Source organism: Rahnella variigena (assembly GCF_003610915.1).
Classification (GTDB): domain Bacteria; phylum Pseudomonadota; class Gammaproteobacteria; order Enterobacterales; family Enterobacteriaceae; genus Rahnella; species Rahnella variigena.
On sequence record NZ_NSDJ01000001.1, the window covers coordinates 3,171,743 to 3,190,302 of the forward strand.

An 18,560-nucleotide genomic window follows, 5' to 3' on the forward strand; every position below is an offset into this window, starting at 1 on the left:
ATGCCAGACAAATAAGAAAAAGCTGTGTCTTATGCTTTTTCTGACTAACGGAGGGATGACACTCGTAAAAAAACGCCGTCAGGGGGCGTTTATGTCAGGGTGCAGGCGAGCGGTGATAACGTGCTATTCCGGCACCGGGGTCATGACCGGTTTGTCGCTAAAATGCGCCGTGAGATTAGATAATACCAGCGTCATCATGTTTTCAACGGATTCTGGCGAACGGCCTGCCACGTGTGGCGTGATGACCAGGTTATCCAGTGTCAGCATTTGTGCAGGTACCTTTGGCTCGCCATCAACCACGTCCAGCGCAGCGCCGGCAATTTCACGATTCTGGAGACTGGCGATCAGCGCCCCGCTGTCCACCACGCTGCCGCGGGCAATGTTAATCACAAATCCGTCCGGCCCCAGCGCGCGAAGCACCTCCGCATCCACCAGCCTGACCGTGTCTTTGCCACCCGGCGTGGCGACCACCAGATAATCGGCCCATTGCGCCAGTCCGGTGATATCCGGGAAATAACGGTATGGCGTGTCCTGCAGAGGACGACGGTTATGATAAGCAATTTCCATATCAAACCCGCCCGCAGCACGGCGTGCAATAAGACTGCCGATGTTGCCCATGCCGATAATTCCTAAACGCTTACCCGCCATTCCCGGCGTATTCCAGCGCGCTTTTTTCCATTCTCCGCCACGCACCGCCGCATCAAATTGCGGGATTTTACGGGTGATCGCCAGCATCAGCGCCAGCGTGTGATCGCTCACGGAAGAATTATTGGTTCCCGGACCATGCGTGACATAAATACCGCGCTGTTTCGCTGCAACTACATCAATATGTTCATACCCGACACCTTGCGCACAAATGATTTCCAGATTGGGCAGGTTATCCATTTCTGCCGCGCTTAAACCGATACTGCCGATAGTCAGTACCGCGCGGATCTGCTGCGCTATTTGCGGGTCCAGCGAGGCACGTTGTTCCGGGGTCGTCGCAAAATAAAGAGTAAAACCGGCCGCTTCGAACCGGTCAGGATAGCCAGCATCAAGATCGACATGGCTGAGTAACGCGATGGTCATGGGGATTCCTCGGGAGAATGTCAGACAATAACTAGCGGGCTAGCCTTTTCGTTCTCACTATCATTGAAGCCCGGCGCCTTGTACAGCTTTTCGACGGTTAACGGGAGAAGTTCCAAACTCCGGTCTACACTCGTTGTTGTCGTCTGTGCATGCGCAGATGGCCCTCTTTCGGCAATTTTTTGTCAGATTTCCCTGAAACGGAGTGACGTCGAGTATGACAAAGGCCCGGTCCAGCAAGACAAGTAAACCTACCGCCACAAAGGAAGAAGTTCGCACAGTTCCTTCACATGCTCAGGTTGATATCGCCGTGGATGAACTCGGCGTAAGGATTATCCATCCCTACAGTGACGGCGAAATTGTTCGCAGTTTCGATTCCGGACATACCACCCGCGTACGTGAAGGATTGCCCGTACCGCTGGGTGCGACATGGGACGGACTGGGTGTGAATTTCGCCCTTTTCTCGGCTAATGCCACCAAAGTCGAGCTGTGTCTTTTCAATGAAGACGGCGAACAGTACGACGTGATTGAGCTGCCGGAATATACCGATGAGGTCTGGCATGGTTATCTGCCCGATGCCCGCCCCGGTCTGCTTTATGCCTATCGCGTGCATGGCCCGTATGCGCCCCATGACGGACACCGGTTTAATCCCGCCAAACTGCTGCTCGACCCGTATGCTAAACAGATTGTCGGTGAGCTGAAATGGGACGATGCGCTGTTCGCCTATGATATGCAGAGCCCGAAAAAAGACCTGCACATTGATAACCGCGACAGCGCGGAGTTTCTGCCCAAGTGTCGTGTAATCGACCCGGCGTTCTCCTGGGCACGCTCGCGTAAAAGACACATTCCGTGGGAAAAAACGCTGATCTACGAAACGCATGTTCGCGGTTATACCATGCGCCATCCGGCGGTTCCCGAACATCTGCGCGGAACATTTTCCGGCATGAGTACCCCGCACATTGTGGAATACATCCGCTCGCTGGGCGTAACGTCAGTCGAGCTGATGCCCATTCATGCATTTACTGATGACCGGCATTTGCAGGACAAAGGGCTGCATAATTTCTGGGGTTACAACACGCTGAGTTTCTTTGCGCCTCATCCGCAATATATGGCGACGCACACCGTGAACGAATTCAAGCAGATGATTGCCACCCTGCACGCCGCCAATATCGAGGTGATACTGGATGTGGTGTATAACCACACGGCGGAAGGTAACGAACTCGGACCGACACTCTCATTTAAAGGCATTGATAACGCCAGCTATTACCGCCTGATGCCGGACAATAAACGTTATTACATTAACGATACCGGCACCGGAAACACCCTCAATCTCAGCCATCCACGTGTGCTGCAAATGGTTACCGATTCATTGCGTTACTGGGCGACAGAAATGCAGGTCGATGGTTTCCGCTTTGACCTGGCAACCATTCTCGGGCGTGAAAGTTACGGTTTCGACGAAGGTTGCGGTTTTCTCGATACCTGCCGTCAGGATCCGATCCTAAGCCAGTGCAAACTGATTGCTGAGCCCTGGGATTGCGGTCCCGGCGGTTATCAGGTGGGCGGCTTCCCGCCGGGCTGGATGGAATGGAACGACCGTTTCCGCGATACGGTGCGCAAATTCTGGCGAGGTGATGAAGGCCAGCTGGCGCAGTTCGCCACCCGACTTTCCGGCTCAGCAGATTTGTTCAATCACCGTGGCCGCAAGCCCTACGCCTCTGTGAATTTTATTACCGCGCACGACGGTTTTACGCTCAATGACTGGGTTTCGTATGCCAGCAAACACAACGAAGCCAACGGCGAGAATGGTAAGGACGGCAGCGATAACAACATCTCGGCCAACTACGGTGTGGAAGGCCCGAGTGATGATCCGGCGATCAATGAACTTCGGTTGCGGCAGATGCGCAATATGCTGGCGACGCTGCTGCTTTCACAGGGTACGCCTATGCTGCTGGCCGGTGATGAGTTTGCGCGGTCGCAGAATGGCAATAACAATGCCTATTGTCAGGACACTGAGATTGCGTGGATTAACTGGAATATCGAAGAAAAAGGTCAGGCGTTACTGCTGTTCACTTACCGGCTGATTGCGTTGCGTAAGCGCTTCCCTATTTTACATCGCGGGCGCTTTCTCACCGGTGCGGTTCACGAGAAGCTGGGCGTGAAAGATGTCAGCTGGTTCCAGCCACAGGGGCCGGAAATGACCGATGCAGCCTGGAAAGATCCGCATGCCAAATGCATTGCGATGCTGCTTGATGGTCGCGCGCAACCGACCGGTTTACTGCGTCAGGGTTCGTTAAGTACGGTCCTGCTGTTGTTTAACGCCTCACACAAAGACGTGGTGTTCACACTGCCTTCCGTTGCACACGGCGAAAGCTGGCGGCATATTTTCGACACCTTCCAGCCGGATGACGTTAACGAACATAATTTCGAATTCGGCCGCGAGTATATCTGCACATCCCGCACCGTGGTGCTTTTCGAGCTGATAAGTACCTCGAAACACTAAAATCGGGCAGCGCTGTTTCAGTTACCGAGGATCTGAAGCAGCGTTTCCCTTCCCTCTGCCAGCCCTTTCTCACGTCCAATTGCCTGACGGCTCAAACCTTCAGCACGAATAATATGGCAATCCGCTACGCCCATCAGTTCCAGAATCGACGCCAGATACGGCTCCTGAAAATCATGCGGAAGTGTTTCCGGTGTGCTGTAAACGCCACCGCGACTTGAGGCAACAAAAGCCGTTTTGCCTGGGATCAGCCCGACCACACCCTGCGGGGTATAACGGAACGTTTTGCCTTTCTGACAGACCTGATCCAGCCACGCTTTCAGGTTGCTCGGAATGGAGTGGTTATACATCGGAGCGCCAATCACCAGTACGTCGCAGGCGATAAGTTCTTCGATTGACTGATAAATCCCGTCGAGTTCGGCCTGCAACTCTGGCGTGATCGTCACATCCTGCGCGTTGTGTAGCAGGCTCATGGCACCGGCTGAAAGGTGCGGCGGTGGCGCAATACCGAGATCGCGATAGGTTACGCTGGCGTCCGGATGGCGTGAACAAAGTTCCGTGACAATCATCGCCGAGAGTTCACGGGAAACGGACTCGTTAATAAACGGGCTTGAATCGATATGTAATATTTTCATTTTTAAATCCTGTTGGCAGATGTTCTGCGGAATGAACACAGGATAATCGTTGTTGATATGGCGTGAAATATCTAATATAGCAACATATCGTTGCCATTTCGCAACGATGAATATGAGAAGGCAGATGAACGATAATCTCAATGATATGGCGCTGTTTGCCGCCGTCGTCCAGCATCAGGGATTCACCGCCGCGGCGCGGGTGCTGGGCGTTTCAAAATCCCTGCTCAGCCGCCGGATTGACGCACTGGAAACCCGTCTCGGGGTCCGGCTGCTGCAACGCACTTCCCGCCATTTTTCCGTGACCAGTGTCGGCGAGTGCTACGCCATCGAATGCCAGAAACTGCTGCAACAGGCGCAAACGGCACAACAGGTGATTGACGATTTACAGCAAAATCCCAGCGGATTGTTGCGGGTTTGCACGCCGGTAATGATGGCGGAAATGGTCGTGGCTCCGCTGATGACCGAGTTTCTGAGACGTTATCCGGCTATCACGCTGGAACTTCTGGCTATTAACCGCAGCGTGGATCTACTCGAGGAAAATTTTGATGTGACGATACATTCGCACAGCGAACCTCTGGAAGATTCCGGGTTGTATCGCAAACCGCTCGGGACGCTGAAATATGTGCTGGTTGCCAGTCCGGCGTTTGTTGCGGCATTACCTGCGCCGCCTTCTGTGGATCAACTGAGTTATCTGCCAACGCTGGTGCGCAAAACACCGTGGGCCGGATCACAGTGGGAACTGGCTCATCCGCAGGAAGGCACGCGAAAGGTGTCGTTAACCCCCCGCATGATCAGCAATAATTTACTGGTTTTACGTCAGGCGGCAGTGGACGGCATGGGCATCGCGCTGTTGCCGGAAATGGCCTGCAAAAAGAGTCTGAACGAAGGCAAATTAATGCCTCTGCTACCTGACTGGCAAACGCAGCCGTCTTCCATTTCTGCGTTGTATGCCAGTCATAAAGGCCAGTCGCCCGCGCTGAGGGTGTTTCTGGATTTCCTCTCAGAAAAACTTCACGGGGCGCTGTAGTCCGCGGATTCAGTACGCGGAATTATTCCGGGTCTTTCAGATAGGCTTTGAACTGCGGCGACATATAACTTTTGAACGTGTCACCTTCTTTGGTGATCAGATACACGGCCAGATGCTGTTTTTCCGCCAGCGCCAACGCTTTATGCGTGCCCAGCACCATCAGTCCGGTATCCCATCCATCGGCTTCCAGCGCGGTAGGCGCAATCACCGTTGCGGATACAAGCTTGTGCGTGATCGGCGAACCCGTGGCGGGATCAATAATGTGTGAAAGGCGTTTTCCATCCAGTTCGTAATAATTGCGATAGCTGCCGGACGTGCTGATACCCATGCCCTGCAAATCGACAATCGCCTGCACGGCCGTTTCTTTATCCGTTGGTTTCTGAATCGCCACCTGCCACGGATTGCCCTTTGCATTATGTCCGCGGGACACCACCGCACCGCCCACAGACACCAGATAATTACTGATGCCATTGCCTTCAATCAGACGCGCCAGATGATCCGTGGCGTAACCCTCGCCGACCGTTGAGAGATCCACGTACATCCCCGGCAAATCTTTTTGCAGATACTGTCCGTCGCTTTGCTGGATCACTTTCAGATGCTGTAATCCGGTCAGTTTACGTGCGGCGGCAATCTGATCCGGCGTCGGCGTTTTGACCGGTTGTTTGTCCGGTCCGAAGCCCCAAAGATTGACCAGCGGGCCAACGGTGATATCCATCGCGCCGCCGGTCAGCATTCCGATGCGCATAGACGTAACAATCGCATCGGCCATGCCTGCGCTGATGGGTTGCGGCACGCTGCCCTGATACTGATTAAAGCGCGAAAGCACCGAGTCTTCTTTGTAAGTCGAAAGCTGGTGATCATCTTCTTTAAGCTGCGCCTCGATTTGTTCGCGCAGCGCGGCTTCACGACTTTTATCCACCCCCGCCAGACTGACGCGGTAAAACGTCCCCATGGTCTTACCTTCAATCACCATCGTCTCGCCCTGTTCAGCCGCTTTGCGGTCACAGGCAGATAAAAGAGTGACGCCGCAAAGCAACAGCGCGCAGCGCAAATAAATCGGTTTCAGGAACATGCAAATAACTCAATTAAGTGCCCGTTACCGGGCATGGAAAAGTGTCAGGACAGTAAGGGATAGCGCTTAAACCACGCGGCAACAAACGTTGACCTGGCCGGATCCGCGAGTATCAGCGGCTGCGTTTGGCGTGGCGTTCCCAGTTTTCCTGTTTCGCCTGCGCGGATTTTTTCAGCACAACATAACAGGCACCGGCACCGCCATCTTTTTGGATGGCCACACAGAACGCCTGAACATCATCAAGCTGTTTCAGCCATTTGGCGAGATAACTGCGCACAATGTTGGCATGACTTTCATCATCACGGCCACGACCGTGGATGATCAGCAAAGTACGCAGATTTTCGGCCTGTGCCTGGCAGAAGAACGTAAATAGCTCCTGACGACACTGTTCAACGGGTTTGCGCAGCAGATTCAGGCTGGCTTCCAGCGGATATTTTCCCTGACGAAGTTTGTCGAGAACGCCCTGCTGAACACCGTCATGCTTATACCCGAGCGGTTCGTCGCACGGCTGGATATTCAGAAAGCCAGTGGTCAGCGGATTTTCACGTTTTTCCGTTACCTCTTCGCTGCTGACCTTCTGTCCGGTGGTTGAGTTTTTGAGGTAGACCACCCGTTTATCCGACGCCAGTGGCTGAACTCCGGCCATTTCCTGACTGAATAAATCATCATCTTCGCTCATCTGCTTACCTCTTTCTCAGCGGTGGGACTGCTGCAAATTATCTCTGTAAACCTCCTGCGGGTAAAGCTGTCAGCAAACGAGCCTGCGGCGGTAAAAAATCCTGAAATGGCGGCGCGGTCAATAAAACTCATTTTTCTATCTATACTTAGCTGCTGGGACAGAACTAAATCGTTAAAGATTTGCGTCTGTTACCGGCTGAATTGAGGAGAAAAGATGCCTTACCTTGACGATCCCTTGATTATTTTTACTGACCTTGATGGCTCCCTGCTCGATCATCATGATTACAGCTGGCAACCGGCCCAACCCTGGCTGGATAAACTTTCGGCGGCAAAAATTCCGCTTATTCTGACGACCAGTAAAACGTCTGCTGAAGTCGCGACATTGCAGTCAGCTTTGCACCTGACGCACCAGCCTTTTATCGCTGAAAATGGCGCGATGATCCATCTGCCGCCGGACTGGCGAACCGCGGATGAAGTCCCGTTTTATATCAACGGCGCGGGTTACAGCGAAATCCGCCAGACGCTGGTCGAATTGCGTCAGCGTTACGATTTTGAGTTTCGCGGTTTTGGTGATGTCACGCCAAAACAAGTCGCCGTCTGGACGGGTTTATCGGAGCAGGAAGCAGAGCTCGCCATGCAGCGCGTGGCGTCCGAACCGCTGGTCTGGTTTGGGAATGATCTGGATTTTGCGCATCTGAAAAAATGCCTGGCCCGCGAAGGTCTGGCACTCACCCGTGGCGGACGGTTCTGGCATGTCATGGCAGCTGGCGCAGGTAAAGGTCAGGCTGTGCAGTGGTTGTCTGATCGCTATCAGCAAAAACGCGGGCAAGCAGTTATCAGCATCGGTCTTGGCGATGGCCCGAATGATTTATCCATGCTGGAGGTGGTGAATTACGCGGTGGTGGTTAAAGGTCATCATGACCATGAAATGCCGCTGCATCGTGACGATATCTTAGGAGTTTTTCGTACCAGTGAATTTGGCCCTCATGGCTGGAGTCAGGGGCTGAGTCATTTTATCCCCCTTCTTTAAAGGGCAAATTTGAAGAGGTAATGGCCTTTATTAATAAATTGTTTTCACATTGTTTATCGTTCTGTATTTACAGAGAAGACTTCCAATAATTTTATCAATTCTAAAATTGGAGAATACCGTATGAGCGATTTTTATCAGGATGGAGTCATTACCAATTTTCATAATCTGACTAACCGCAAAGTCGAAGAACTGGAATACGATTTGCAGGTTTTTTCAGGCCGCCGTTCAATGGGATTAATATTACCGTCACTTTTTTCAGAACTTGAAGGTCCGGCACTGACCCGCATTGTGGATGAGCTGACCAAAGTCCCGTATCTGGAGGAGATTGTTATTGGGTTAGATCGCGCTGATCGCGATCAGTTTTTATTTGCGCGTGAATTTTTCTCCCGCCTTCCGCAGCGCCACCGAATTTTATGGAATGATGGCCCGCGCCTCAAAGCGCTGGATGAAGAGCTGAAAAAAGAAAATCTTTCACCGAATGAGCCGGGCAAAGGCCGCAACGTGTGGTTCTGTGCCGGTTATACGCTGGCATCGCGGCGCACGTCGGTGGTCGGACTGCATGATTGTGACATTGTCACTTACAGCCGCGATATGCTGGCCCGTCTGATGTATCCGGTGGCGAATCCCAACTTCCATTACGATTTCTGTAAAGGGTATTACGCGCGCGTCGCCGACGGAAAATTCAATGGCCGCGTGGGACGTCTTCTGGTCTTCCCGCTGCTGAAATCGCTGCAAATTGTTTACGGCCACTCTGACTTTCTGGAATACCTGCGTACCTTCCGCTATCCGCTTTCCGGCGAATTTGCGATGCGCACGGACATTCTGAATGACCTGCGTATCCCGAGCGACTGGGGTCTGGAGATTGGCGTTCTTTCAGAACTTCATCGAAATACGGCGACCAAGCGTATTTGTCAGGTCGATATCGCCGATACCTACGATCATAAGCACCAGCCGATGTCCGAAGATGATGCGACTAACGGGCTGCAACGCATGAGTATCGATATCACCAAGGCGCTTTACCGCAAGATGGCGATCCTTGGTGTGAATATCACCAGCGAATCTTTCCGTATCCTCAAAGCCACCTACTATCGCAATGCGCTGGATATGATTGACGGGTTTGAGAATGACGCAAAAATGAACGGATTATCGTTTGACCGTCACAGCGAAGAATCTGCTGTAGAACTGTTTTCAGGCGCGATTATGGAAGCCGGTCAGGCATTTGTGGATACGCCAAGCGAAAAACCCTTTATCCCGAGCTGGAGCCGCGTACAGTCTGCCTTCCCGGATATGCTGGATCGCATTCACGAAGCGGTGGAAAAAGATAACGAAGGTGATGTGTAGCGCCGGTAATTTCTCTCTCCGCACAAAGCAAAAACGCTGCATCCGCAGCGTTTTTTTATACCTTAACGTCAGCTCACGCTATGCGGCTTCTTTTTTTGCGGGAAACAACAAGCTGGCAATAATGCCCAGCGCAAGAACACCCAGCACCACGTAGAGGCTGGCTAAGGCGCTGATTTCAACCCCGTGATGCCACAGATGGTTACTGGAATTCAGTGCCAGTTTCGCCGCCACAAAGAACAGCAGGAAAATCACTGATTTCTCAAGATGCACCAGATATTTGCGCAATGCCTCGAGCACGAAATACATCGTACGCAAACCGAGTACGGCAAACATCATGGCGGAATAAACAATCAGCGGTTCGCGGCTGACGGCGATAACCGCAGGCACGCTGTCGAACGCAAACATCAGGTCAGAAATCTCAACCACGGCAATACACAACAGCAACGGCGTCGCGTAACGCACGCCCTTTTTCACCGTAAAACTGAAGCCCTGATTTTCAGGCTTTGCCAGCTCAGCTTCGACCTGTTCACTGCTGACCAGAAAATGCGGGCCGACCAGTTTTGGAAACACCGGGAAGAAACGGCGAACCAGCCGGTTGGCGATATGATCTGAGTAATCATCATTATCTTCGTCATCATTTCCCGCACGCATCATCAGGATCGCTGTCCAGAGGATCACCACGGCAAACACCATTTCGACCCAGGGTCCGAGCGCCAGCAAACTGGTGCCGATCACCACGAAAATCCCGCGGAACACGATTGCGCCAATCACGCCCCAGTACAAAATCCGGTGACGATAACCGTCAGGCACTTTGAACCAGGCGAAAATCGCCATAATCACAAACAGGTTATCGATGGAAAGCACCTGCTCCAGCGCATACCCGGTGAGGAAAAGACTCGCGACTTCTTTGCCATGATGGACATATAAAAACGCGGCAAAACTCAGGGAAACGGCAATCCAGAACAGTGTCCATAAAGAGGCACTTTTCAGGCCAATCGGCTTGTGACTGCGGTGCGCAAAGATGTCAGTTAACAACGCGGCGACCGCCACGACGACAAAAACAATGGTTGTTTCCAGCGGAAAACCCAGGGAATCGGACTGCATGACACCTTTCCTAAAAGTAAACGAATGCTAAACGAAGGGAGCATTGTAAGCGGTTGTGAGGAGAATGGGTATCAAAGTCGATCCGCTTCAGTGTTTATGCCATAATCCTCTGCCGCATATTTCAGGATTCATCAGGGCTAAAATAAAGCAAAACGGGCGAAAAAATTCATTCTTAGCCTGCTATAAATTGATTTAAATCCTTTATTTTCTCCGCACTAAATATTCCCCCCATCAATAAATTGATCCTGATTTAAAGCTCATTGATTCTCAGTTCGGCTTAATTGCATGTGAAGATCAATTTTTTATTTAAAAAAAACCTTTTAAAATCGGGGTTTTTTAACATTTCGCTCTTTTCGCTCCTTTAAGCTACTTATCACTCGGCGTAAAAGATGTTAAAATTGACCCATATCAATATTGCCAGAGTGACTCTTATGATCCCGGAAAAGCGTATTATTCGACGTATCCAATCTGGTGGCTGTGCGATCCATTGTCAGGACTGTAGCATTAGCCAGCTTTGTATTCCTTTCACGCTTAATGAGCATGAACTTGATCAGCTCGATAACATTATCGAAAGGAAAAAGCCGATCCAAAAAGGTCAGGCATTGTTTAAAGCCGGTGATGAATTGAAATCCCTGTATGCCATTCGTTCCGGGACTATCAAAAGCTACACCATTACCGAGCAAGGTGACGAGCAAATTACCGGTTTCCATCTGGCAGGCGATTTAGTCGGCTTCGATGCTATCGGTGGCTTGCAGCATCCGAGCTTTGCTCAGGCGCTGGAAACCTCAATGGTTTGCGAAATTCCTTTCGAAACCCTGGACGATTTGTCCGGTAAAATGCCGAATCTGCGTCAGCAAATGATGCGTCTGATGAGCGGTGAGATTAAAGGTGACCAGGATATGATCCTGTTGCTTTCGAAGAAAAATGCCGAAGAACGTCTGGCGGCATTTATCTATAACCTCTCCCGCCGCTTCGCTCAGCGTGGTTTCTCTCAGCGCGAATTCCGCCTGACGATGACGCGTGGCGATATCGGTAACTACCTCGGTCTGACTGTAGAAACCATCAGCCGCCTGCTCGGCCGTTTCCAGAAATCAGAAATGCTGAGTGTTAAAGGTAAATACATCACGATTGAGAATCATGAAATGCTTTCTCAGTTAGCCGGTCAGTCCGCGCCGGTCTCTGCCTGATCTGCCAGGCTCCCGCCTGACAATTATTGCGTCGGATCATCAATGAATAATTTGTTGATCCGACTCAATTTCTCCGCTATCCGATTGCTTAATCTTGGTTTACTCTGTACTTAATACACTGACCGCCGTTCTCTTACAGGTGTTAAGGAGTCCCCATGGCTAAGTATCAGAATTTACTCGTTGCTATCGACCCCAATCAGGATGACCAACCCGCGCTTCGTCGTGCCGTTTATCTGGTGCAACGTAACGGCGGCAGCATCAAAGCCTTTTTGTCGATTTATGATTTCTCCTATGAAATGACCACCATGCTTTCGCCAGATGAGCGAATCGGTATGCGGCAAAGCGTAATCAGTGAACGGGAAGAATGGATTAAAGAACAGTGTCGCTACTATGTCGAAGCGGGTATTCCGATCGACGTGAAAGTGGTCTGGCACAACAAACCTTTCGAAGCCATTATTCAGGAAGTGATTGCCGGTAATCATGATTTGCTGTTGAAAATGGCCCACCAGCATGACCGTCTTGAATCTGTCATTTTCACGCCTACGGACTGGAATTTACTGCGCAAGTGCCCTTGCCCGGTCTGGATGGTCAAAGACCAGCCGTGGCCTGAAAGCGGTAAAGCCGTTGTCGCCGTTAACCTTTCCAGTGAAGAACCCTATCACGACCCGCTTAATATTAAACTGGTGAAAGAAACCATCGAACTGGCTTCACACGTTAATCAGACGGAAGTCCATCTGGTCGGCGCGTATCCGGTCACGCCAATTAATATTGCCATCGAACTGCCTGACTTTGACCCAAGCGTCTATAACGATGCTATCCGCGGTCAGCATCTGATTGCGATGAAAGCATTGCGACAGAAATTCCAGCTTGACGAAAAATTCACACACGTGGAAAAAGGCTTACCGGAAGAAGTCATTCCTGACCTTGCAGAGCATTTGCAGGCAGGTGTGGTTGTTCTCGGTGCGATTGGCCGTACCGGTCTTTCTGCGGCGTTTTTAGGCAACACCACGGAACAGGTGATCGACCATCTGAAATGCGATTTGCTGGCCATCAAACCGGATGATTTCGAATGTCCGTTAACATTCGATGACGATGAAGAAGATGACGACGAGTAATCAGTGAGAATACTGTCTGAGAATAATCGCTGAATCGCGCACAAAAGAAAGGCCAGTCAACTGACTGGCCTTTTTCATTGTGCCTCAGGAATTACAGAGCACGCAGGATTTTCTCAACGCTTTCTTTGGCATCGCCAAACAGCATCTGAGTGTTTTCTTTGAAGAACAGCGGGTTCTGCACACCGGCATAACCGGTATTCATTGAACGTTTGAAGACGATCACGTTCTGCGCTTTCCACACTTCCAGCACCGGCATACCGGCAATTGGACTGCGTGGATCTTCCTGTGCCGCCGGGTTCACGGTGTCATTTGCACCGATAACCAGCACAACATCGGTATCGCTGAAATCGTCGTTAATTTCGTCCATTTCCAGCACGATGTCATAAGGCACTTTCGCCTCAGCCAGCAGCACGTTCATATGGCCCGGCAAACGCCCTGCAACAGGGTGAATACCGAAACGCACCTTGATGCCTTTAGCGCGCAGTTTGGCGGTAATGTCATGCACCGGATACTGTGCCTGAGCCACCGCCATGCCGTAGCCCGGGGTGATGATCACTGAGCTGGCGTTTTTCAGCAGCTCAGCCACATCTTCCGCGCTTGCTTCGTGATACTCACCCATCTCTTCAGCGTCGCCCGTAGAAGAGCCATCAGTACCGAAACCACCGGCGATCACGCTGATAAACGAACGGTTCATCGCTTTACACATGATGTAAGACAGAATTGCACCTGAAGAACCCACCAGCGCACCGGTGACGATCAGCAGGTCGTTGCTGAGCATAAAGCCCGCTGCTGCCGCTGCCCAACCTGAATACGAGTTCAGCATGGACACTACAACCGGCATATCCGCACCACCGATGGAAGACACCAGGTGCCAGCCGAACGCCAGAGCGATGATGGTCATGATCAGCAATGCAACAACCTGCAGACCGACGCTATCAGTGCGAACAAACATCACCATCAGCAGGAAAGAAACAACCAGCGCAGCCAGATTCAGTTTATGACGATGCGGCAAAGCCAGCGGTTTGGAAGAGATAATCCCGCGAAGTTTACCAAACGCCACAATCGAACCGGTAAAGGTCACAGCACCGATGAAGATACCGAGGAATACTTCGGTCAGATGGATGTTTTCCATCACGCCTTCCATCGGCACCGCACCGTGATCCAGATAGCTGTTAAAGCCCACCAGAACCGCAGCCAGACCCACGAAGCTGTGCAGAATGGCGACCAGTTCCGGCATTTCGGTCATTTCGACTTTACGTGCCAGATAAACACCAATCGCACCGCCTATCACCATGGCGACGATGATCCAGCCAACGTTACCGGAGTCAGGCCCAAGAATGGTCGCGATTAACGCGATGGCCATCCCGGTGACGCCGAAGATGTTACCCTGTTTGGATGTTTCATGTTTTGACAGCCCGGCAAGGCTGCAAATAAACAGAATAGCGGCAACAATATATGCTGCTGTAACTAAACCCCCAGACATATATTCCCCTTAGTTCTTACGAAACATCTTCAGCATGCGCTGAGTGACGGTGAATCCGCCGAAAATATTGATACTCGCAATCAGCACGGCAATAAAGGACAGGAAGCTGACCCATCCGCCATGACCGATTTGCAGTACGGCACCGACCACAATAATCCCCGAAATGGCGTTAGTTACCGACATCAGCGGGGTATGCAGCGCATGGCTGACATTCCACACCACGTAGTAACCGACCACACAGGACAGCGCAAACACCGTAAAGTGAGAGAGGAACTCTTTCGGCGCCACATTCGCCAGCCAGCCAAACAGCACAATGGCAACGGCCATGATGATAAATTTGGTCCACGGAGATGCGGGCTTAACTTCAGCTTTTGCTACCGGCTCAGCGGCTTTCGCAGCCTGCGGCTGAGCAGAAACCTGAATCGGCGGTGCCGGCCAGGTTACTTCACCCGCTTTCACCACGGTCACACCGCGCACAACGGTATCTTCAAAATCGATTTTGATTTCACCGTTTTTCTCTTTGCACAGTAATTTCAGCAGATTAACCAGATTGGTGCCGTAAAGCTGGGAGGACTGCGTCGGCAGGCGGCTTGGCAAATCGGTATAGCCGATAATCTTCACGCCGTTTTCTGTGGTGGTAATCTGGTCAGCGACCGTCAGTTCACAGTTACCGCCCGTTTGTGCTGCCAGATCGACAATCACACTGCCCGGTTTCATCGAAGCGACCATTTCTTTGGTGATGAGCTTCGGTGCAGGACGTCCTGGGATAAGCGCGGTGGTCACAATGATGTCTACTTCTTCGGCCTGGGCGGCGAACAGCGCCATTTCCGCTTTAATGAAAGCTTCTGACATCACTTTCGCGTAGCCGTCACCGCTGCCCGCCTCTTCTTCGAAGTCCAGTTCCAGGAACTCCGCACCCATACTTTTTACCTGTTCCTTCACTTCAGGACGGGTATCAAAAGCACGGACGATAGCGCCGAGGCTTCCTGCTGCGCCAATGGCAGCCAGGCCAGCCACACCGGCACCGATGATCATGACTTTCGCCGGCGGCACTTTACCCGCAGCAGTGATCTGCCCGGTAAAGAAACGACCAAATTCATGGGCGGCTTCCACAATCGCGCGATAACCCGCGATGTTAGCCATTGAGCTCAGGGCATCAAGAGATTGTGCGCGGGAAATACGAGGCACAGAATCCATTGCCATTGCCGTCACCTGACGGTCAGCCAGTTTTTGAATCAACTCAGGGTTTTGCGCAGGCCAGATGAAACTGACCAGCGTGGTGCCTGCTTGTAATTTATCGATTTCATCGTTTTCAGGCGCATTCACCTTCAGCACGATATCTGATTGCCATACATCATCGCCGCTGACGACAGATGCACCCGCCAGTTCATAAGCTGCATCGTCAAAGCTGGCTAATTTACCGGCTCCCTGTTCGATAGCGACCGTAAAGCCGAGTTTAAGCAACTGTTCCACCGTCTTCGGCGTGGCTGCAACCCGGGCTTCATTGGTCAACCGCTCTCTTGGTACACCAATACGCATAGTATTCCCTTCACCCTTTTCATTGATGATTTGTGTCATCGTCATAACAATTCAACTTCACGCCTGCCGGTTAACAGTAAACCCCGGTTTGTATTTTTTCAGGCCGCTTATAACCTACTGAATATCTAATCAATAATCTACGTATCACAGCGATAGTCAGACAATTAATAATGAAAAAATTGATATGGGCCGCAAACCTGCTGCAAACCTGAGTAAACAGGCCTTTAATCTACCTGATAACCTGCTTTAAACCCGATCTATCACTGGGGGTTTCTCTACCTTAACCCGCTCAGAACGGGCATAAAAGTTAGAAAATAGTGAATAATTAACATTTATTTCACTACTTGGATTATTCAACAAACTTATATAAGTTATACCTGGTAAAAAAAGTCGCTGTTATCGCCGGTGGCGCACGCATTATTGCCATAAATTGCTGAGACACTCGGCATTGTTACATGCAATAATCGGCCGCTAACCTGTTACACATCAAGAATTCAGCACGTTTCAACATTACTGCGCAAGGTGAAAGGATTTTTTATGAAGCTGACAAAAACGATCATCGCATCGGCCCTGTTTTCTGTTTCTGCGCTGTCGGCTGCACATGCCGCGCAGGAAATTAGCCCACAGAAAGCTGCAGCCATTAAGCCTTTTGATCGCATTGTTATTACCGGGCGTTTCAACACGCTGGGCGATGCGGCTGATGCCGTGTCCCGCCGTGCCGATACGCTGGGTGCAGATTATTTTTATATTCAAGATACCAACAGCACTAACAATAGCGGTAACTGGCGTGTAGTGGCAGATATCTATAAAAAAGATGCGCCGGAAGTGAGCAAAGATCCCCATTATCGCGTCATTAATGGCGTGGTAGAGCTGCCGAAAGACGTCGCTTATGGACTTGAGCCTTTTGATACTGTGACTGTCAGCGGTTTCTATCGCAGCCAGCCAGACGTTAACGATGCCATTACAAAAGCGGCGAAAGATAAAGGGGCTTATTCCTTCTTCATCGTCCGCCAGATTGATGCCAACAGCGGCGGCAACCAGTACATCACTGCGTTTATTTATAAGAAAGATGCGCCAAAACGCGTGGTTCAGTCTCCTGATGCTATTCCTGCCGATTCTGATGCAGGCCGTGCAGCACTGGCAGCCGGTGGCGCAGAAGCGAAGAAAGTTGAGATCCCAGGCGTAGCATCTTCCGGCAGTCCAAGCCGTGAAGTCGGCCGTTTCTTCGAAACACAGTCGTCTACTGGTAAACGTTACACCGTCACAGCAACCAACGGCGCGAAAATTCAGGAAGTGAATGACGTGACCGCCGCTCAGATGGTGCCGTTTGACTCCACGACCTTCACCGGTCACTTTAACAGCACCACGGATGTTTCACAGGAAGTGGCAAACCGTGCAGCTGCCAAAGGCGCCAAGTTCTACCACATCACTCGTCAGTGGCAGAACAAAAGCGGTGGCAACCTCACCATCAGTGCAGACTTCTTCAAATAAGTCTGAGCCCGAAACAGCAAAAAGGCAGCCAGAAATGGCTGCCTTTTCTTTTGCCGCGAACATATTTCCCGCAGCCTTACTGCCCCCAGGTACGTTCCAGCACATTAATCCAGTTCTTGTAACAGATTTTCTCCAGCAACGCCTGGCCATACCCCGCTTTTCGCAGTGCTTCAACCAGCACCGGCAGACCGCGTACGTCCTTCATAAACGGTGCCATCGATGCCCCGTCAAAATCCGAACCGAAGCCCACGCCATCCTCACCCAGATGTTCAACCAGATAATCCACATGACGCACCATAATGTCTGTGCCGGTATCGTCGCTGCGTTTGCCGTCTTCACGCAGGAATGGCACAGCAAAATTGAGCCCGACAAAACCGCTGCTCTCTTTGATTGCGCCAAGCTGTTTATCAGTGAGATTACGCGACATCGGGCATATGCTGAACGCATTGGAATGGCTGGCCACCAGCGGCGAGTCGCTCAGTTCAGCCACCTGCCAGAACCCTTTTTCGTTCAGATGTGACAAATCAATCATGATGCGTTTTTGGTTACAGGCTTTGATCAGCCGGATACCCGCATCGGTCAGCCCCGGTCCGGTGTCCGGCGATGTCTGGTATTTGAATGGCACACCCTCGCCGAAAATGTTCGGGCGACTCCAGACTGGCCCGAGAGAACGCAGCCCCATACTGTAAAGCACATCCAGATTATATAAATCCTCATCTATCGCTTCCGCCCCTTCGATATGCATAACCACAGCTAATGCATGGTTATCTATCGACTGTCTGATTTCCTGCGCGGTACGACAAATTTTCACCTTTCCCTGTGACTGTTCTTCGATTCTGAGCAGGAACGCCATCATGCCAAATGTGACGTCACGTGCAAAATCGAAAGAAGGTGTCGGGGAAAAATCAGGATGCTTTTGAGTACCTTCCGGCAGAAAACGGGTGTCCACAGTACGATCAGGCACGCTAATTGCTAGATCTACTTCAGGAGTAGGCACCCAGGCGGCGAAAAGCCCGCCGGCAAAGCCTGCGTCACGACAGCGCGGCAGGTCTAATTGTCCGCTGGCGGGTCCCTGAAGGAATGTCTGTGCAGGATCCTGACGATGTTCGTTCCAAAGTTGTAGCAAAACATCGTTATGTCCATCAAAAACCGGCATTAATTCTTCAGTTCCGTGCGCTACGTTATTCATAAAAAAGGTCTACCTTTGATTGAGCATGGCTAAGACAACGGAGATTTGTTCCGACAGGGTGCACTCACCGCGTGAAATTGCACCAGCAAAGAACAAGCACAGTACGC

The 18,560-nt window shown here is 51.3% G+C and carries 15 protein-coding genes; 7 read left to right on the top strand and 8 right to left on the bottom strand.

Translation table 11 applies throughout. The features are described from left to right. Window positions 1–123 precede the first annotated feature (123 nt). Complete coding sequence (locus CKQ54_RS14695; RefSeq protein ID WP_120162543.1) at window positions 124–1,068, bottom strand: 2-hydroxyacid dehydrogenase; 945 nt, start codon at window positions 1,066–1,068, stop codon at window positions 124–126. A gap of 214 nt (window positions 1,069–1,282) precedes the next feature. Here CKQ54_RS14695 and glgX point away from each other — a divergent pair, with 214 nt between their 5' ends. Further along, window positions 1,283–3,565, top strand: coding sequence for a glycogen debranching protein GlgX (gene glgX / locus CKQ54_RS14700; RefSeq protein WP_120162542.1), 2,283 nt, complete (start codon window positions 1,283–1,285; stop codon window positions 3,563–3,565). A gap of 17 nt (window positions 3,566–3,582) precedes the next feature. On the opposite strand, the gene CKQ54_RS14705 is transcribed toward glgX, so the two are convergent. Beyond that, a complete protein-coding gene (locus CKQ54_RS14705; RefSeq protein WP_120162541.1) occupies window positions 3,583–4,197 on the bottom strand; it encodes an FMN-dependent NADH-azoreductase in 615 nt (204 codons plus the stop codon). Between the two features lie 124 nt (window positions 4,198–4,321). Here CKQ54_RS14705 and CKQ54_RS14710 point away from each other — a divergent pair, with 124 nt between their 5' ends. Continuing rightward, a complete protein-coding gene (locus CKQ54_RS14710) occupies window positions 4,322–5,224 on the top strand; it encodes a LysR substrate-binding domain-containing protein (protein WP_167459639.1) in 903 nt (300 codons plus the stop codon). Between the two features lie 22 nt (window positions 5,225–5,246). Here the strand turns inward: CKQ54_RS14710 and apbE are convergent, their stop codons facing one another. Next, window positions 5,247–6,296 (bottom strand): FAD:protein FMN transferase ApbE, encoded by a 1,050-nt coding sequence (gene apbE, locus CKQ54_RS14715; RefSeq protein WP_120162539.1) that lies wholly within the window; start codon window positions 6,294–6,296, stop codon window positions 5,247–5,249. Window positions 6,297–6,408: 112 nt separating this feature from the next. Then, window positions 6,409–6,975 (bottom strand): DNA endonuclease SmrA, encoded by a 567-nt coding sequence (gene smrA / locus CKQ54_RS14720; RefSeq protein ID WP_120162538.1) that lies wholly within the window; start codon window positions 6,973–6,975, stop codon window positions 6,409–6,411. A gap of 213 nt (window positions 6,976–7,188) precedes the next feature. On the opposite strand from smrA, the gene CKQ54_RS14725 reads away from it, so the two are divergent. Both CKQ54_RS14725 and CKQ54_RS14730 read left to right on the top strand, forming a co-directional pair. Further along, window positions 7,189–8,004 carry a mannosyl-3-phosphoglycerate phosphatase-related protein gene (locus CKQ54_RS14725; RefSeq protein WP_120162537.1) on the top strand — a complete coding sequence of 272 codons (816 nt, stop codon included), beginning with the start codon at window positions 7,189–7,191 and terminating at the stop codon, window positions 8,002–8,004. Between the two features lie 120 nt (window positions 8,005–8,124). Continuing rightward, window positions 8,125–9,345 carry a glycosyltransferase family protein gene (locus tag CKQ54_RS14730; protein ID WP_112288685.1) on the top strand — a complete coding sequence of 407 codons (1,221 nt, stop codon included), beginning with the start codon at window positions 8,125–8,127 and terminating at the stop codon, window positions 9,343–9,345. A gap of 78 nt (window positions 9,346–9,423) precedes the next feature. Here CKQ54_RS14730 and CKQ54_RS14735 read toward each other — a convergent pair whose 3' ends face one another. Beyond that, the gene (locus CKQ54_RS14735) at window positions 9,424–10,449 is read right to left on the bottom strand and encodes a TerC/Alx family metal homeostasis membrane protein (protein ID WP_120162536.1); all 1,026 of its coding nucleotides are present in this window, start codon (window positions 10,447–10,449) and stop codon (window positions 9,424–9,426) included. A 431-nt stretch (window positions 10,450–10,880) separates the two neighbouring features. Between CKQ54_RS14735 and CKQ54_RS14740 the strand changes: the two genes are divergently transcribed. Together CKQ54_RS14740 and uspE are read left to right on the top strand one after the other, a co-directional pair. Then, on the top strand, window positions 10,881–11,636 hold the full coding sequence (locus CKQ54_RS14740; RefSeq protein ID WP_013575564.1) for an FNR family transcription factor: 756 nt from the start codon (window positions 10,881–10,883) through the stop codon (window positions 11,634–11,636). A 155-nt stretch (window positions 11,637–11,791) separates the two neighbouring features. Further along, a complete protein-coding gene (uspE, locus tag CKQ54_RS14745; RefSeq protein ID WP_120162535.1) occupies window positions 11,792–12,751 on the top strand; it encodes a universal stress protein UspE in 960 nt (319 codons plus the stop codon). A 91-nt stretch (window positions 12,752–12,842) separates the two neighbouring features. On the opposite strand, the gene pntB is transcribed toward uspE, so the two are convergent. Both pntB and pntA read right to left on the bottom strand, forming a co-directional pair. Beyond that, window positions 12,843–14,234, bottom strand: a complete 1,392-nt coding sequence (gene pntB, locus CKQ54_RS14750) for a Re/Si-specific NAD(P)(+) transhydrogenase subunit beta (protein ID WP_120162534.1) — start codon at window positions 14,232–14,234, stop codon at window positions 12,843–12,845. A 9-nt stretch (window positions 14,235–14,243) separates the two neighbouring features. Continuing rightward, complete coding sequence (gene pntA / locus CKQ54_RS14755) at window positions 14,244–15,773, bottom strand: Re/Si-specific NAD(P)(+) transhydrogenase subunit alpha (protein ID WP_120162577.1); 1,530 nt, start codon at window positions 15,771–15,773, stop codon at window positions 14,244–14,246. Between the two features lie 537 nt (window positions 15,774–16,310). Between pntA and ydgH the strand changes: the two genes are divergently transcribed. Beyond that, complete coding sequence (gene ydgH / locus CKQ54_RS14760) at window positions 16,311–17,264, top strand: DUF1471 family protein YdgH (protein ID WP_112288690.1); 954 nt, start codon at window positions 16,311–16,313, stop codon at window positions 17,262–17,264. Between the two features lie 76 nt (window positions 17,265–17,340). On the opposite strand, the gene CKQ54_RS14765 is transcribed toward ydgH, so the two are convergent. Continuing rightward, window positions 17,341–18,453: a dipeptidase gene (locus tag CKQ54_RS14765; RefSeq protein WP_120162533.1), complete on the bottom strand. Its 1,113-nt coding sequence runs from the start codon at window positions 18,451–18,453 to the stop codon at window positions 17,341–17,343. Window positions 18,454–18,560 lie beyond the last annotated feature (107 nt).

Coding starts and splice junctions, on each gene's coding strand:
- CKQ54_RS14705 (WP_120162541.1), bottom strand. CDS start 4,197: ATGAAAATATTACATATCGATTCAAGCCCGTTTATTAACGAGTCCGTT.
- smrA (WP_120162538.1), bottom strand. CDS start 6,975: ATGAGCGAAGATGATGATTTATTCAGTCAGGAAATGGCCGGAGTTCAG.
- CKQ54_RS14710 (WP_167459639.1), top strand. CDS start 4,322: ATGAACGATAATCTCAATGATATGGCGCTGTTTGCCGCCGTCGTCCAG.
- CKQ54_RS14740 (WP_013575564.1), top strand. CDS start 10,881: ATGATCCCGGAAAAGCGTATTATTCGACGTATCCAATCTGGTGGCTGT.
- CKQ54_RS14695 (WP_120162543.1), bottom strand. CDS start 1,068: ATGACCATCGCGTTACTCAGCCATGTCGATCTTGATGCTGGCTATCCT.
- CKQ54_RS14730 (WP_112288685.1), top strand. CDS start 8,125: ATGAGCGATTTTTATCAGGATGGAGTCATTACCAATTTTCATAATCTG.
- CKQ54_RS14765 (WP_120162533.1), bottom strand. CDS start 18,453: ATGAATAACGTAGCGCACGGAACTGAAGAATTAATGCCGGTTTTTGAT.
- pntB (WP_120162534.1), bottom strand. CDS start 14,234: ATGTCTGGGGGTTTAGTTACAGCAGCATATATTGTTGCCGCTATTCTG.
- uspE (WP_120162535.1), top strand. CDS start 11,792: ATGGCTAAGTATCAGAATTTACTCGTTGCTATCGACCCCAATCAGGAT.
- CKQ54_RS14725 (WP_120162537.1), top strand. CDS start 7,189: ATGCCTTACCTTGACGATCCCTTGATTATTTTTACTGACCTTGATGGC.
- ydgH (WP_112288690.1), top strand. CDS start 16,311: ATGAAGCTGACAAAAACGATCATCGCATCGGCCCTGTTTTCTGTTTCT.
- pntA (WP_120162577.1), bottom strand. CDS start 15,773: ATGCGTATTGGTGTACCAAGAGAGCGGTTGACCAATGAAGCCCGGGTT.
- apbE (WP_120162539.1), bottom strand. CDS start 6,296: ATGTTCCTGAAACCGATTTATTTGCGCTGCGCGCTGTTGCTTTGCGGC.
- CKQ54_RS14735 (WP_120162536.1), bottom strand. CDS start 10,449: ATGCAGTCCGATTCCCTGGGTTTTCCGCTGGAAACAACCATTGTTTTT.
- glgX (WP_120162542.1), top strand. CDS start 1,283: ATGACAAAGGCCCGGTCCAGCAAGACAAGTAAACCTACCGCCACAAAG.